The sequence below is a fragment of the Streptomyces sp. WAC 04229 genome (assembly GCF_003947455.1).
In the GTDB taxonomy this organism is placed as follows: Bacteria; Actinomycetota; Actinomycetes; order Streptomycetales; family Streptomycetaceae; genus Streptomyces.
This window is the reverse complement of sequence record NZ_QHJH01000002.1, coordinates 34,370-48,442: the sequence shown is the minus strand read 5'-3', so window position 1 is coordinate 48,442 and position 14,073 is coordinate 34,370. Positions and strand designations below refer to the sequence as shown.

The window sequence follows — 14,073 nt, the reverse complement described above, 5'->3', positions numbered from 1 at the left end:
GTTCAGGGGGCGGACCTCAGCGACGGTGCCTGCCACGTCACCCCCGGCGGCTGGAGCAGGGGCGAGGGCTCGGGACCGGGGTCGTCGGAGTCGACGACCCCGGCAGCCGTGTGATCGAAGCCGGCGGGCCAGCGCGTGTGCTCACTGGCCAGGGCGCCGGTCAGGCGTGCCTCGACCAGACTGGCCTTACTCAAGTCGGTGCCGCGCAGGTCAGCCATGCGGAGATCGGCGCGGTGGAAGACCGCACCGTGCGCGGTGGCCTTGCGCAAGTTCGCCTCGCGCAGGTCGGTCTCGGTGAAGTCGGCGTCACACAAGTCGGTTTCGACCAGCTTCGCGGCCCGCAGGTCGGCCAGGACGCAGCGGACCCGACGGAGGACCCCGGTGGTGAGGTCGGCGTGCCGCAGGTTGACCGAGACCAGGGACGCCTGTGTCAGATTGACACGGTACAGACTCGCCGCCTCCATGCAGGAGCGGTCGAAGTTGACCTCGGGGAACCACAGCCCGTCGCAGTCGGCTCGGCGCAAGTCAGTGACGCTGAGATTGACCCAGGACTCCTCCCGGCGCCGGCAGAGCACGCCGAGCGCGGTCAGCGCCACCTGGGCGTCGGCGGTGCGGGTCTCCAACGGTGCGATGTCGTTTATGGGCACGTCCGGCGCCGGTGACTCCGGTCCCACGGGCGGCCAGGGCAGGTGTGTACGCAGATACGCGGCCTGAATGGAGATGATGGCCTCCCGGTCTCGGGTGGACTGCTCCGCGATCCGCCACAGCGCGTGCAACCCGCCGATGCGCACATCCAGCTTGTCGCTGCCGAGCTGGTCGACGGCGCGGCTGAATCGGTCGGTGACGTAGCCTTCCTGGGTGGCACGCAATCCCTCCTGACTCAGCCGCAGTTGCCGCCAGGTGGCGTAGGCGCCGAAGAGCACGACCAGGCCACCGACCACCTGCAGAAGCGTCGTACGGACGTCGTTCACCGCCTTCAGCCGGTCCTGCGCGGCGACGCTCGCCCCGGCGAGGTCGTGGTCGACCACCACCCCCGGCAGCACGACGAACAGCACGCCCAGCATGACCAGACCAGCCCCGGCCAGCAGACCCGCGGCAATACGACGCCTGACCGGCCTGTCGTACCATCCCCGCCGCCCGCGGTCCGGCTCCCCCGTCTCCATGGGCATGGGAGCCTAGGCGCCGCTCAGAAGACGATCAAGAGTGACGCCACGGGCCCGCGCCATGAGAACGGCCGCACGGGTTGCACGAGTCGTGAGGACTGCCCGAGCGCGAGCAGCCCGTTCCCGTCCCGCCCTGTCCGGAAACCGGGTTCAGTCGATACAGAATTCGTTGCCCTCGATGTCCAGCATCGGGATGCACGATTCGTTTTCCTCATCGGCGTACAGCGTTTGCACGTGGGTCGCACCGAGCGCGACCAGTCGTGCGCACTCTGCTTCGAGTGCGGCGAGGCGCTCGTCCCCCACGAGCCCGGTGCCGACCCGGATGTCGAGATGCACCCGGTTCTTCACGGTCTTGCCTTCGGGGACGCGCTGAAAGTACAGGCGCGGGCCCACACCTGAGGGATCACTGCAGGCGGACCACGATCCCCGCTTCTCAGGCGGAAGGGCGCGGTTGAAATCGTCCCAGGTGCTGAAACCCTCCGGTGGCGGCGGCATGACGTACCCCAACGCTTCACACCAGAAGCGGGCGACGCGCTCAGGCTCGTGGCAGTCAAAGGTGACTTGGAACTTCTTGATCGCTGACATCGGCGCACCGTACCGCGTGCCGGGCACGCCCTGCTGCTCATTTCCCCGGGCGGATCCGTCCGTCACGCGTCGGATCCCGGGCACTGTGGACGCCAAGTGATCAGCGCCCAGGACATTGGCCGATGCCGCCGGAGGGTGTAGGAGTCCGGCCGGTGATACCCGCGGCCTGGCAGGTCACGTCTTCGACGTCACCGGCGGCACCTTACTGGTCTGCTCGTGATGCAGTTCGGTCCCAGCGGCGCGGATCACTCTCCAGTGTGGCGCGGTCCCAGTCGCCGAGGTCGGCAGCGGCCTCGTAGGTGGTGTGCAGGAATTCCATCAGCGCGTGGTCGGGATCGCGCGCGGTGCGCACGGTCTCGTACGGCAGCAGGAACTGTCCGTTCTCGGTGCTGTAGTAGGCGCCGTCGGGGCGCACCGGATGTGCGGCGAAGCCGTCCGGCTCGGGGTACGCATAGGAGTAGAAGGCACCTTCGGCGCCTCCGCCGGGCCAGAATCCACAGCTGGAGAGTTCCCGTGAGTAGCCTTCCACCATCACCCAGTCACCGCAGTTCGGGGCGCCGCCCGGATGGGTGGGAGCGGCCCGGCCGGAGAAGCGGGTGGATGCCAGGTCCATGGCGCCCCAGAAGAAGTGAACGGGGCTGACCTTGCCCACGAACTCCGCGCGGAAGCGGCCCAGGAGGCGGTTGGCCTGGAGCAGTTGGCGCCAGAAGAGGTGTGCCGCCGTCGCGTCGTAGGAGCGGTGCTGCTCGTCCTCGGCGAACGGGATGGAGGGTTCCACCTCGTTGGGCCGCCGTTGGAAGGCAGCTTGGATGCCCAGCGCGCCCAGGGCCTGCATGGTTTCGGCGTAGAAGGTCGCGACCGACTTGGGCTCCAGGGCCACGTCGCGGCTCGCGCCCTCGCTGCTGCGGATGACGAGCCGGTGGTCGACGAAGTCGAACTCCGCATCGAAGGCGCCGTCGCCGTAGGGCACCGAGCTGGTCGTCAGGCCCCTCGGGGTGACGTAGAGGGTCACCTGCCACCAGTGGTTGACCATGGGGGCGTGGGCCAGCCGCAGCTTGCCTACGATCTGGGTCCACATGTGCAGGGTGTCACGGGTTTCGGTCCAGTCGGCCACCCGTAGCGAGGGCCATGCTGCGCGGTGCGAGGACTCGGATGCGGTGGGTGAGTGCTGGAGGCCCACGGCGTCCACCTCCGCTTCGCTATCGGTGTTCCGGGTTGCTGGAGTCGGCGCGGCAGCCGGCGTCCCATGCGGTGCGCTGGTTGCCGTATGGCGGGATGCCTCCGGCCGCGCGCAGCATCGCCGCCAGGTGGAGCAGGTTGTATGTCATGAATGTGGTGTTGCGGTTGGTGAATTCATTGTCCGGCCCGCCGGAGCCGGCGTCCAGATAGGACGGTCCCGGTCCCGCCTCTCCGACCCAGGCCGCGTCGGCCTGCGGCGGGATGGTGTAGCCCAGGTGCTGCAGGCTGTAGAGGACGTTCATGGCGCAGTGCTTGGCGCCGTCTTCGTTGCCGGTGATCAGGCAGCCGGCGGCCCGGCCGTAGTACGCGTACTGACCTGCGTCGTTGAGCACGCTGGAACAGGCGTACAGGCGCTCGACGACGCGCTTCATGACGGAGCTGTTGTCACCGAGCCATACGGGGCCGCACAGGACGAGGATGTCCGCGTCCATCACGCGACGGTAGAGCTGGGGCCACTCGTCCGTTGCGGCGCCGTGCTCGGTCATGTCCGGCCAGACGCCGGTGGCGACGTCGTGGTCGGCGGCCCGGACGATGTCGGCCCGCGCTCCGTGGTGCCGCATGATCTCCACGCTGCGGTCGATGAGGCCGTCGGTGTTGCTGACCTCAGGTGACCGTTTGAGGGTGGCGTTGATGAACAGTGCCCGCAGCCCGTCGAAACGGGGCCCTTTCCCGTCTGTGGACCTCGCGCCTGCTTCCGTTCCGGGTCCTGCCATGATCGGTTCCCCTTGGGTGCGTGGTGAGCGGTTCGAGAGCGCCGCGACCAGCACCGTAGGTCGGCCCAGGGGGTTTGCCGACTGCGCCACGCCCACCGGGGGCGAAGCGAGCGGGGTGCGGGATGCCTGGGCGCGGCCGGAGGCGGGCACTCGGCTCATGTCCGTTCGATCCCCACACTCCGTTCGGGAGGTAAGGACGATGGCGCAGCAAGACCTGCCGGCTCCGGCCGAGGGGCTGGTCCTCACTCACTTCCTGACCGTCCGCGACGTGGCGGTCTCCCGGCGCTTCTACGCCGATGTCCTGGGCGGGGAGATCGTGCTGGAGGAGAACCCGGCCATCGTGAAGGTCGCCAACAGCTGGATCATCATGAATCCCGGGGGCGGACCCACCCCCGACAAGCCCGGCATCTCGCTGGAGCCGCCGGGGGATCCGGCGAGGGTGTCCAGCTTCCTCAACGTTCGGGTGGCCGACATCGCCGCCTTCTATGCGGATGCGAGCGCGAAGGGGGCGCGGTTCGTGACCGAGCCGATCGATCGCAAGGCGGAGGTGCGCTGCTACATGCGGGACCCGGACGGCTACCTGATCGAGGTGGGGCAGGCCACCGGAATGCTCAAGGGTGTCTTCGCCGACCCACCCGCGGGCGCCGGTGGGTAGCGGACGGCCCGTTCCCTCACGCGGGCTGTGAGGAAGATGCTGCCGCCGGACAGCAGGGGCCTGAGTGGGCGGCATGGTGGGCGGCGGTGCATCCGGCGGGGCCGGAGCCGATGATGACGATCTCGCGCATCTCACTCACGCCGAGGCCTCCGGCCTCGGGGCGATCTCGGCGATCAGCACCTCAACAAGGGTCTTGATCTCGTCGCGGATGGGGCGGACGGCCTCGACGCCCTGTCCGGCCGGGTCCTCGAGCGTCCAGTCCAGGTAGCGCTTGCCGGGGAAGACGGGGCAGGTGTCGCCGCAGCCCATGGTGATGCAGACGTCCGACTCGCGGACCGCGTCGACGGTGAGGGCCTTCGGCGTCTCCTCGGAGATGTCGATGCCGACCTCGGCCATGGCCTCGACGGCGGCCGGGTTGACCCGGTCACCGGGGCTGGAGCCGGCGGAGCGGACCTCGACGCGGTCTCCGGCCAGGTGGGTCAGCCACGCGGCGGCCATCTGGGAGCGGCCGGCGTTGTGGACGCAGACGAACAGGACGGACGGCTTGTCGGCCATGGTGATCGTTCCCTCTCGTCGCATGGCGGAACCCGGCCGCCGATGACTTCAGCCCCCGCTGATATCAGCGAATGATGATGTGAGAATATCAGCGCATGCTGACTTCAGTCGATCCTGATGTGATTCGGGCGCTGGGCGATCCGCTCCGCTTGAAGATCGTGACCCTGCTGGCGCGCGAGACGCTCTGCACGACGCACCTGGTCGAGGAGACCGGAGCCAAGCAGACCAATCTGTCCAACCACATGAAGGTGCTGCGCGAGGCCGGGATCGTGGAGACCGAGCCGTGTGGCCGCTTCACCTACTACAGGCTCAAGCCCGAGGTCTTGGCCGGGCTCTCCGAGCAGATTGCCGCGCTGGCCGAGTCCGCCCGTATCGCCGCCGAGAACAAGAGGGCCTGCCCGTGACGGCCACCGGGCCCACCACCGCCCGCACCCGGAGCACCGACGCGGCCGGGGACGACTCGGTCGTCAGGAAGCTCTCCACCCTCGACCGCTACCTCGCCGTGTGGATCCTCGCCGCCATGGCCGTCGGCCTGGGCCTGGGCCGGATCATCCCGGGCATGAACGACGCGCTCGCGAAGATCGAGATCGGCGGGATCTCCCTGCCGATCGCCGTCGGCCTGCTGGTCATGATGTACCCGGTCCTCGCCAAGGTCCGCTATGACCGGCTCGACCGCATCACCGGCGACCGCAGACTGCTGGTCTCCTCGCTGGTCATCAACTGGGTCGTCGGCCCGGCGGTGATGTTCGCGCTGGCCTGGATCTTCCTGCCGGACCTGCCCGAGTACCGCACCGGCCTTGTCATCGTCGGTCTCGCCCGCTGCATCGCCATGGTCATCATCTGGAACGACCTCGCCTGCGGCGACCGCCAAGCCGCAGCCGTCCTCGTCGCGCTGAACTCGGTGTTCCAGGTAGTCGCCTTCGGCCTGCTGGGCTGGTTCTACCTCGACCTGCTGCCCCGGTGGACGAACCTCGGCGACGGCCAGGGCCTGGACGTGTCCGTCTGGCACATCGCGCTGAACGTCATCATCTTCCTCGGCATCCCGCTGCTGGCCGGCTTCCTCACCCGCCGCATCGGCGAGCACAAACTGGGCCGCACCGCCTACGAGGCGGAGTTCCTGCCGAAGATCGGCCCTTGGGCCCTGTACGGGCTGCTGTTCACGATCGTCGTCCTCTTCGCCCTCCAGGGGAAGACGATCACCTCACAGCCGCTGGACGTCGCCCGGATCGCGCTGCCACTGCTGGTCTACTTCGCGGTCATGTTCTTCGGCACCTTCCTCCTCGGCAAGAGCCTGGGCCTGGCATACGACCGCACTACGACCCTGGCCTTCACGGCTGCGGGCAACAACTTCGAGCTGGCCATCGCGGTCGCCATCGCCACCTTCGGCGTCACCTCCGGACAGGCCCTCTCCGGTGTCGTCGGACCGCTCATCGAGGTCCCGGTGCTGATCGGCCTGGTCTACGTCGCCCTCTCCTGGCGACGGCGGTTCGCCGCCGACGCTGTCACGACGCCCCCGTGACGCAGCACACGGAGGTGGTGGTGGTCGGCGGCGGCCTCCCGACCGCGATGCCGGTGTTCGCCCGGCTCACCGCCGACGGCGTCCGGTGGGGCGACGCCAGCCACACCCTGGCGGACACGGTCATTTGGTGCACCGGCTTGCGCCCGGCACCGGCCCGGCTTCCGCCACCCTCATCCGCGTCGGCCGCCCGGCGCGTGACGCCGCCCGCGCGGTCGCACAGCTCCTGTGACGATCAGGTGGTCCCTGGGTGAGTCGCGGCCCGCGTAATGCGTTCCGCGCTCGCCACATCCCCCGCCCGTCCACTCGTCAGGCGACGGCCGGTGTCGTCAGCAGCTTGCCCATCGCGGCGAGCACCGACGGCTCGACGCGGTAGTACACCCAGGTGCCGCGCCGCTCGGAGGTGAGCAGGCCGGCTTCCTTCAGCTTCTTCAGGTGGTGGGACACGGTGGGCTGGGAGACGCCGACGTCGCTGATGTCGCACACGCACGCCTCACCCCCCTCGTGCGAGGCCACGGCGGAGAACAGCCGCAGCCGGACCGGGTCACCGAGCGCCTTGAACATCCGCGCGGCCGTCTCGGCCTCCTCCGCGGTCATCGGGCGCTCGGTCAGCGGCGGGCAGCACGGCGCCACGCCCCGGACCTCGGCGGGCTCGAGCAGCGGCAGCACCTTCGCATTCGACATGCGTCTATGTTGACACACATCGAACCAGTGCAGGAGATTCTCACCGGCGCGCGAGGCAGGCGGCCGGGCGCCGGGCCATCCGACCCGCGTCCCGACCCACCCCGCACGGCGAGTTCGACGACAGGCCGCACTGCCACTCCAGCCCGACCAACGCCGGCCCGGCACCCTGACGGCCAAGCCCTCGCGGTGACGGCCCGGCCGCCCTCCCGGCCAAACACCCCCCAGCAGCACCGGCCGCAGCCCGCGGCGCAGCAGCGCGTCGGCGGCGACCAGCCGGGCTGCCCACCGCCGATCACGGCGACGTCGACGCAATCCATCACCAGAACCTCTAACTTCGATGAATGTCTATGTTGACGTTCATCGATACAGGTGTCATGCTGGGCCGCGCAAGCCATCGACAGGTGTCGAAACACGCAAGGAGTCGTCGTGAACGCGCCCGCCACCACCGAGCTGCCCGTCGTCGTGATCGGGGCCGGACCCGCCGGTCTGGCCGCCGCCGCCCACCTCGTCGACCGGGGCATCGAGCCCCTGATCCTGGAAGCCGGTCAGCGAGCCGGCGCCGCGGTGCGCGAGTGGGCGCACGTACGCCTTTTCTCCACCTGGGGCGAGGTCGTCGACCCGGTCGCCGAGAAGCTCCTCGCCGCCACCGGCTGGACACGGCCCGACCCGGCGGCCTACCCCTCCGGCGGCGACTGGACCGAGCTGTACCTGCAGCCGCTCGCCGACGTCCTCGGTGACCGCGTCCGCTACAACGCGATCGTCACCGGCGTCTCCCGCACGGGCCGGGACCGCATCGTGGACGCCGACCGCGAGCAGCAGCCCTTCGTCGCGCACGTCGCCCACGCCGACGGCCGCGAGGAGCGCCTCTTCGCCCGCGCCGTCATCGACGCCTCCGGGACCTGGACCACCCCGTCCCCGGCCGGCGGCAGCGGACTGCCCGCGCTCGGCGAGAAGGCCGCCGCGGACCGGATCACCTACCGCGTCCCGGACCTCACGGACCCGGCTGTGCGCGCCCGGTACGCGGGCAAGCGCATCGCCGTGATCGGCTCCGGCGCCTCCGCCTTCACCGCGCTCGCCTACCTGGCCGACCTCGCCAAGTCCGAGGACGGCGCGGGGACGAAGGGCGTGTGGATGCTGCGCCGGGGCATCTCGGGCTCCACGTTCGGGGGTGGCGAGGCCGACCAGCTCCCGGCCCGCGGGGCCCTGGGCCTGGCGGCGAAGGCCGCCCTCGACGAGGGCTACGCGGACGCGGTCACCGGCTTCCGCACCGAAGCGATCGAGCGCGACACCGAGGGCCGCGCGATCCTGGTCGGCGAGGACGGCCGCCGCCTCGACCCGGTCGACGAGGTCATCGTCCTGACCGGCTTCCGCCCCGATCTGTCCTTCCTCGACGAGCTGCGCCTGGGCCTGGACGAGCGACTCCAGGCGCCGGTCGCGCTGGCTCCGCTGATCGACCCCAACCAGCACTCCTGCGGCACCGTCTACCCGCACGGCCACCGCGAGCTCTCCCACCCGGAGACGGGCGTGTACCTGGTCGGAATGAAGTCCTACGGCCGCGCCCCGACGTTCCTGGCGATGACCGGCTACGAGCAGGTCCGCTCCGTCGCCGCCGCGATCGCCGGCGACGTCGAGTCCGCCGACCGGGTCGCACTCGCCCTGCCCGAGACCGGAGTCTGCGGCGGCGCCGGCCTCTTCGACACCCCCGAAGCCCGGGAGGCCGACGCCGGCGGCTGCGCGCCCACCCAGCAGCTCGTCCAGCTCGGCGCGCCCGCCACGATCGGGGCGGCTGCCGAGAAGGCCCCGGCGGGCGGCTGCTGCGGCTCGTGACCGCCCCGGGCACCCCCGCGTGCGGGGCCGCGACCGGAACAGGGGACCGGTCGCTGCCCGCGCCGCTCTGCCCGCCCTCTGCGCCACGGGATCGTGAGCCGGGGCATGGTTCGACGGCCGGCTCGCGGCCGCCGCGCTCGTGGATCATTCGTCTTGCGTGCTGCGATGCTCGACGATCAGGTGATGGCACAGTCGTGCGCGGTCGGCCACCTCACCTCCAACGGCTGTCAGTTCCGCCAAGTAGCTCAATATCTCGGCGAGGTTGCCCGACCCCGGAAGCGCGGCGAGCAGCTCCCGCGTTGCCTCCGTCACACGGTTTTCCGGTTCGACGAGCAAGGCGCGGAACAGGCCCGTCACCGTGACGTCGACTTCGTCCGGCGAGAACAAGGGAGACGCGAGCAGATCACTCCACTGTTCCGCACACGATTCGAGCCGACCCTCCACAGTGTCGAACATCATCTTCTCGAACCTGGAGGAGAGGTCTTCCGAGCTCACCGCCACTGCCTGCTCCAGGTCCACTCGCGCCTTTTCGTGGTGCCCTGCCTGCCGATGTGCTCTGCCACGGATGCTGAGTGCCCAGGCGAGTGTGGGGTCGATGTCGAGCGCCGCGGTGATGTCGGCGACGGCCCGGTCGTAGTGGCCGGCTTGCTGGTGGGTTTCTCCGCGGGAGGCGAGCGCCCAGGCGTAGGTGGGGTCGATGTCGAGCGCCGCGGTGAAGTCGGCGACGGCCTCGTCGAAACGGCCCGCCTGCCGGTGGGTTTCACCACGCTGGCTGAGTGCCCAGGTGTAGCCGGGATCGAGTGCGAGCGCGGCGGTGAGGTCGGTGATCGCCTGCTCGTATCGGCCGGCCTGCTGGTGTGCTTGGCCACGGGAGGCCAGCGCCCAGGCCCAGGAGGGGTCGCTTTCGAGCGCCGCGGTGAAGTCGGCGACGGCCTCGCCGAAACGGCCCGCCTGCCGGTGGGTTTCACCACGCTGGCCGAGTGCCCAGGTGTAGCCGGGGTCGATGTCGAGCGCGGCGGTGAGGTCGGTGATGGCCTGGTCGAGCCGGCCGGCTTGTTGATGTGCGTGGCCGCGGAAGGCGATTGCCCAGGTGAGTGCGGGGTCGATGTCGAGCGCGGCGGTGAGGTCGGTGATCGCCTGCTCGTATCGGCCGGCCTGCTGGTGTGCTTGGCCACGGGAGGCCAGCGCCCAGGCCTCGGAGGGGTCGCTTTCGAGCGCCGCGGTGAAGTCGGCGACGGCCTCGTCGTAACGGCCCGCCTGCCGGTGGGCTTCTCCCCGGTAGGCAAGGGCCCAGGTGAGTGTGCGGTCGATGTCAAGCGCGGCGGTGAAGTCGGCGACGGCCTCGTCGTTACGGCCCAGCCAGCAGTGGACTCTCCCTCGAACAGCCCAGGCGTGGGCGTTGCGGGCGTCGTGCGCGACAGCGCGTTCCAACTCGACGAGGGCCTCCTCGTCGCGGTCGGAGAGGTAGAGGCGCTCACCTCGGTAGGTGTGGGCCCAGCTTCTGGCCGCCACGCCGAGGCGTCCGTGGACAAGCACACCGAGGCAGGCAAGGACGGGCTCGTCATCGGCGAGTCCACCTCGAAGGCGTATGGACCAGCCGAGAAGAGCGGCGTCCGCGGTGTCATGTGCGGCTTGGTCCACGGCCTCGACCCACTGCCGCAGGATTGCTTCATCCTGGCCCGCGGCGTGTACCACCTCTTCGATGGCGGGTGTCAGATGCGATGGGGGGTGGGCGCACAACCGGTGATACGTCTCGTTCATGCGGTGGCGGCGCCATTCCGGGTCTTCCCAGTGCTTGGCCTCGCAAAGCCGTTCCTCGGCCGCAGTACGCCAGGTGGCATGAGCGTCCGCGAGCCGCAGATGTGCCGAAACCCAGTTCTGAGGGGAATGGGCGCGCTGCTGGCGGACCATGCTGGCGCGAACCACCGCGTGGTAGTGCTTGAAGCCGCCGCGGCCGCTGACGAACGGCTGCCGGCAGAGCCACTCCCACAACCCCTCCGCCCCGGGGCCGGCAGCGGCAGCGAAGACGTCCTCGTTCAGCTGCAGCGGCAGCGCGCATGACCGCACGGCCTCGCGTTGCACGGGATCCGTGATCCACTGCACGAACCGCTCCACCGCAGCGTCCGCGACGTCCGCGCCCGTCTCCACTTCCGCTCCTGTGTCGGGACGGGCCAGGGCGAGGAGTTCCACGAGCAGCGGCAGCCCCATGGACAGCCGCAGCACCGCTTCCATCACGCCCGGATCGGTCACGCCCCGCGCGGTGAGCAGCGCGCGCGTCTCGACCTCGGTGAAGACCTCCAACGGCACGTCAGTGACCTGATCCCGCAGCGGTGCCCACTCCCGCTCCACGAGTTCGTCCCGGCCCGCCAGTACGACGATCACATTCGCCGGCACCGGACCGAACTCTTCATCCAGCAGACTCAGCAACCACCCGTCCAGGTAGCGGGCAGTCTGCTCCCACGTGTCGAAGAACAGCACCACCCACCGATGGCGACGGGACAACCGCTCCAGCTCCGCGACAAAGGCCCGGCTCAAACCCGCCTCATCACCCCGCGCGCCCCGCCGCCTGGCACGGGCCTGGGATGCCGACCGGAGCCGGTCCAGCCCCAGGGCCGCCGCATCCGGGTTGGCCATCGCCGTCACGACACCAGCCCCCGGAATCAGCGAAGCCGCTCCCAACGCAGCCTGCGTCACCACTCGGCTCGACACCGACACCTCGCCCTCCACGGGCACCGGCTCCCCCCGCGCCGCCTGCTCCCGCCGGAAGTGCTCGACCGCCTTGTCGAACTCCTTGCACGGACCGGCCTGCTCGGCCAACTGCCTGACCAGCTCGACCAAGGCCTGCTGCACCCCGTGAACGTCGTTCTCGTCCACCACCGCGGTCACCGCGTCCGCACGCCTCGCCGCCTCCTGCCACTGCCGCAGCAGGGTGGACTTCCCCACGCCACCCACACCACGCACATGGAACAGAAACTCCGCCGGGTCCTCCTCGGACTGGGGGTCCTTCGACAAGTTCTCCGCGAACAGCGCCAACTGCGCCCGCCGACCCACGAACCGCGCCTTCGCGCGCTGCCGGATCAGCGCACCCCTCGACAGACCCCGATTACCTGATGCCGACATCTCCGCCCCCGTCATTTTGCCCGACTCACCGTTCGGGCAGACAGCACACTGATCCGAAGCACGTGCGTCGGACGCAGGTCATCAGTCTCCGGTCCAGCCCTGTCATTTGTCAGCCGAGCGCAGGGTCTCCGCCAACCTCCGTCGGGACGGGACGATCGTCCACAGGTCAGGCCGGCATGGGTAGGCTCCGGATCTCATGAGTGCCATACGACCCTGGGTCCAAGCCAAACTCGCGGGCGGGCCCGTGACTTCGATCGTCGTTCTCGGTGACCTGCTTGTGTGTGCCGTGCTGCTCCTGGCGTCCATAGGGGTCGTCGGCACGGAGCCGACCACCCGAGCGGAGGAAACCGCCGCTTGGCAGTCTGCCGGGAAGCTGTACTTCGGCTGGCTGGTGGTAGGTGCGACGTCTTTCGCCGTGCTGCGCATGCCGAAAGCTCTGCTCGCGCACGTGTCGACGATGCTGCTCTCGCCCATTGCCCTGTTCGTGCTGCTGGTCTCGCCTGCTCTCGGTTGATCCTGGCGTGCGGGTGTGGACCGAAGGAGCAGGCTCGGCGACCATCGCCACTTCGGGCGCCCACCGCGCCACGAGCGGCGAGAGATCGTGAACTCGATCCGGGGCGCTCCCCGCCATGAGGGGCTGTCAGTCGACCGGCTGCAGTTCCTTCGCGGCGGTCGTACCGCGGCGTTGTTCCAGGCGGATCGACCAGCGGCTGGTGTACAGGAGTCCGGCTCCGGAGGCGAGGAACAGGCCGGCGAGCAGCACCCAGCCCGGTGAGCCCCATCCGGCGAGCAGCGCCGTGAGCAGACCGGGGGCGAGCATCATCGCGGCGCCTTCGCCGACGCCGAACATGCCCTGGTACTCGCCGTGGGCGTCTTCGCGGGTCATGCCCACGGAGAGGCCGTACCCGCCGGCGACGAAGAAGAGTTCGCCGAGGGTGTGGACCGTGGCCGCGACGAACAGCAGGGCGATGACGGTGCCGGCGGTGGCGCCGTCCGTGGTCGCGAAGACCAGGCAGGACACCGCAAGAGCGATCCCGGCCAGAGCCGACATGCGTCCCGCGCCTCTGACGGTGGTGGCTGCCTGGGTGAAGCGGTTGAGCAGCAGCACGATGACCACACCGTTGAAGGCCAGCAGGACGCCCATGGTCCAGGGTGGCGCCTGGGTGTGAGAGGTGATCCAGACGGGCAGGCCCGCGTCGAGCACGCCCCAGTTGAGCGCGAGGACGCCGTTGAGGACGGTGAGGACCAGGAACGGGCGGTCGCGCAGCACCAGCATCTTGCGTGTGACCTGGCGTTCCCGGAGCGACTCGACGTGCGGGACGCGCGCGATCAGGGCGGCGAAAGCAAGGCTGGCCGCTCCGCAGACCAGCACCATCCCCACGTAGCCGGGGCGGTTGTCGAGGGTCAGCACCACGATGCCGATGACGGAGCCGGCGACCGCGCCGATCTCCTTGATGACGTGGCAGTTGCTGATCGATTTGAGCCGGTCGGGGCCGTCGGTCAGGCCGGAGAGCACGGCGATGCGGATGCCCGGGGACGCCTTCTCCGCCGTCACCACGACAGTGGTCGCGAGCATGGCTGTCCAGAAGTTGTGCACCAGCGCCAGGGACATGGTGGCCAGGCCCTGGACCGCCGCAACGGCCATCAGCACCTCGCGGGGCCCGATGCGGTCGGCGAGGTAGCCGACCGGCATGCCGGCGACCATACCGACGAGACCCGCAGCGGTGATGCCGACGCCGAACTGAGCCGGCGACAGCTCGACGGACCGTAGGAAGAACAGCGCCCAGCAGGCGTACCAGGCGCCACGGCCGACCGACAGCACGAGGGTCGCGACGTAGACCGAGCCGACCGGCCCCTGCCAGAAGCCGCGTCGGGTCCATCCGGGTCGGCCCTGCCGCCCGGTGTCCTGCTCCTCCGTCGCCGTCACAGTCGTCACCGCTCCTTTCGCCCGTGTCCGCTCAGCATCGCGGGGTGCGGCGGAGGGCTTCATCTTCCGTGTTGCGCAGTTTCGGCCGG

At 69.9% G+C, this 14,073-nt stretch carries 13 protein-coding genes; 5 read left to right on the top strand and 8 right to left on the bottom strand.

What is annotated here, in order from left to right; all coding sequences use genetic code 11:
* Positions 1–2: 2 nt before the first annotated feature.
* From DMH12_RS00755 to DMH12_RS00740, 4 genes are all read right to left on the bottom strand, one after another.
* A complete protein-coding gene (locus DMH12_RS00755) occupies positions 3–1,064 on the bottom strand; it encodes a pentapeptide repeat-containing protein (RefSeq protein WP_125489621.1) in 1,062 nt (353 codons plus the stop codon).
* 249 nt (positions 1,065–1,313) lie between these two features.
* Entirely contained in the window at positions 1,314–1,748 is a 435-nt protein-coding gene (locus tag DMH12_RS00750; protein ID WP_125489542.1) for a VOC family protein, read from the bottom strand.
* 202 nt (positions 1,749–1,950) lie between these two features.
* On the bottom strand, positions 1,951–2,928 hold the full coding sequence (locus DMH12_RS00745) for a DUF5996 family protein (protein WP_125489620.1): 978 nt from the start codon (positions 2,926–2,928) through the stop codon (positions 1,951–1,953).
* A gap of 19 nt (positions 2,929–2,947) precedes the next feature.
* On the bottom strand, positions 2,948–3,700 hold the full coding sequence (locus DMH12_RS00740) for a flavodoxin family protein (protein ID WP_125489541.1): 753 nt from the start codon (positions 3,698–3,700) through the stop codon (positions 2,948–2,950).
* A gap of 199 nt (positions 3,701–3,899) precedes the next feature.
* Between DMH12_RS00740 and DMH12_RS00735 the strand changes: the two genes are divergently transcribed.
* Positions 3,900–4,355, top strand: a complete 456-nt coding sequence (locus tag DMH12_RS00735; protein ID WP_125489540.1) for a VOC family protein — start codon at positions 3,900–3,902, stop codon at positions 4,353–4,355.
* A 135-nt stretch (positions 4,356–4,490) separates the two neighbouring features.
* On the opposite strand, the gene DMH12_RS00730 is transcribed toward DMH12_RS00735, so the two are convergent.
* Positions 4,491–4,910: an arsenate reductase ArsC gene (locus DMH12_RS00730; RefSeq protein ID WP_125489539.1), complete on the bottom strand. Its 420-nt coding sequence runs from the start codon at positions 4,908–4,910 to the stop codon at positions 4,491–4,493.
* Positions 4,911–5,005: 95 nt separating this feature from the next.
* Here DMH12_RS00730 and DMH12_RS00725 point away from each other — a divergent pair, with 95 nt between their 5' ends.
* The gene (locus DMH12_RS00725; protein ID WP_125489538.1) at positions 5,006–5,314 is read left to right on the top strand and encodes a helix-turn-helix transcriptional regulator; all 309 of its coding nucleotides are present in this window, start codon (positions 5,006–5,008) and stop codon (positions 5,312–5,314) included.
* The gene (arsB, locus tag DMH12_RS00720) at positions 5,311–6,429 is read left to right on the top strand and encodes an ACR3 family arsenite efflux transporter (protein ID WP_125489537.1); all 1,119 of its coding nucleotides are present in this window, start codon (positions 5,311–5,313) and stop codon (positions 6,427–6,429) included. The genes DMH12_RS00725 and arsB overlap by 4 nt, the downstream gene beginning before the upstream one ends.
* 306 nt (positions 6,430–6,735) lie before the next feature.
* Here arsB and DMH12_RS00710 read toward each other — a convergent pair whose 3' ends face one another.
* A complete protein-coding gene (locus tag DMH12_RS00710) occupies positions 6,736–7,110 on the bottom strand; it encodes a helix-turn-helix transcriptional regulator (RefSeq protein WP_125489536.1) in 375 nt (124 codons plus the stop codon).
* 426 nt (positions 7,111–7,536) lie between these two features.
* Here DMH12_RS00710 and DMH12_RS00700 point away from each other — a divergent pair, with 426 nt between their 5' ends.
* Positions 7,537–8,937 (top strand): NAD(P)-binding domain-containing protein, encoded by a 1,401-nt coding sequence (locus tag DMH12_RS00700; protein WP_125489535.1) that lies wholly within the window; start codon positions 7,537–7,539, stop codon positions 8,935–8,937.
* A gap of 144 nt (positions 8,938–9,081) precedes the next feature.
* Here DMH12_RS00700 and DMH12_RS00695 read toward each other — a convergent pair whose 3' ends face one another.
* On the bottom strand, positions 9,082–12,072 hold the full coding sequence (locus DMH12_RS00695) for a tetratricopeptide repeat protein (RefSeq protein WP_260473960.1): 2,991 nt from the start codon (positions 12,070–12,072) through the stop codon (positions 9,082–9,084).
* A gap of 229 nt (positions 12,073–12,301) precedes the next feature.
* On the opposite strand from DMH12_RS00695, the gene DMH12_RS00690 reads away from it, so the two are divergent.
* Positions 12,302–12,571 (top strand): hypothetical protein, encoded by a 270-nt coding sequence (locus DMH12_RS00690; RefSeq protein WP_260473959.1) that lies wholly within the window; start codon positions 12,302–12,304, stop codon positions 12,569–12,571.
* A 126-nt stretch (positions 12,572–12,697) separates the two neighbouring features.
* On the opposite strand, the gene DMH12_RS00685 is transcribed toward DMH12_RS00690, so the two are convergent.
* The gene (locus tag DMH12_RS00685; protein WP_185832078.1) at positions 12,698–13,993 is read right to left on the bottom strand and encodes an MFS transporter; all 1,296 of its coding nucleotides are present in this window, start codon (positions 13,991–13,993) and stop codon (positions 12,698–12,700) included.
* Positions 13,994–14,073 lie beyond the last annotated feature (80 nt).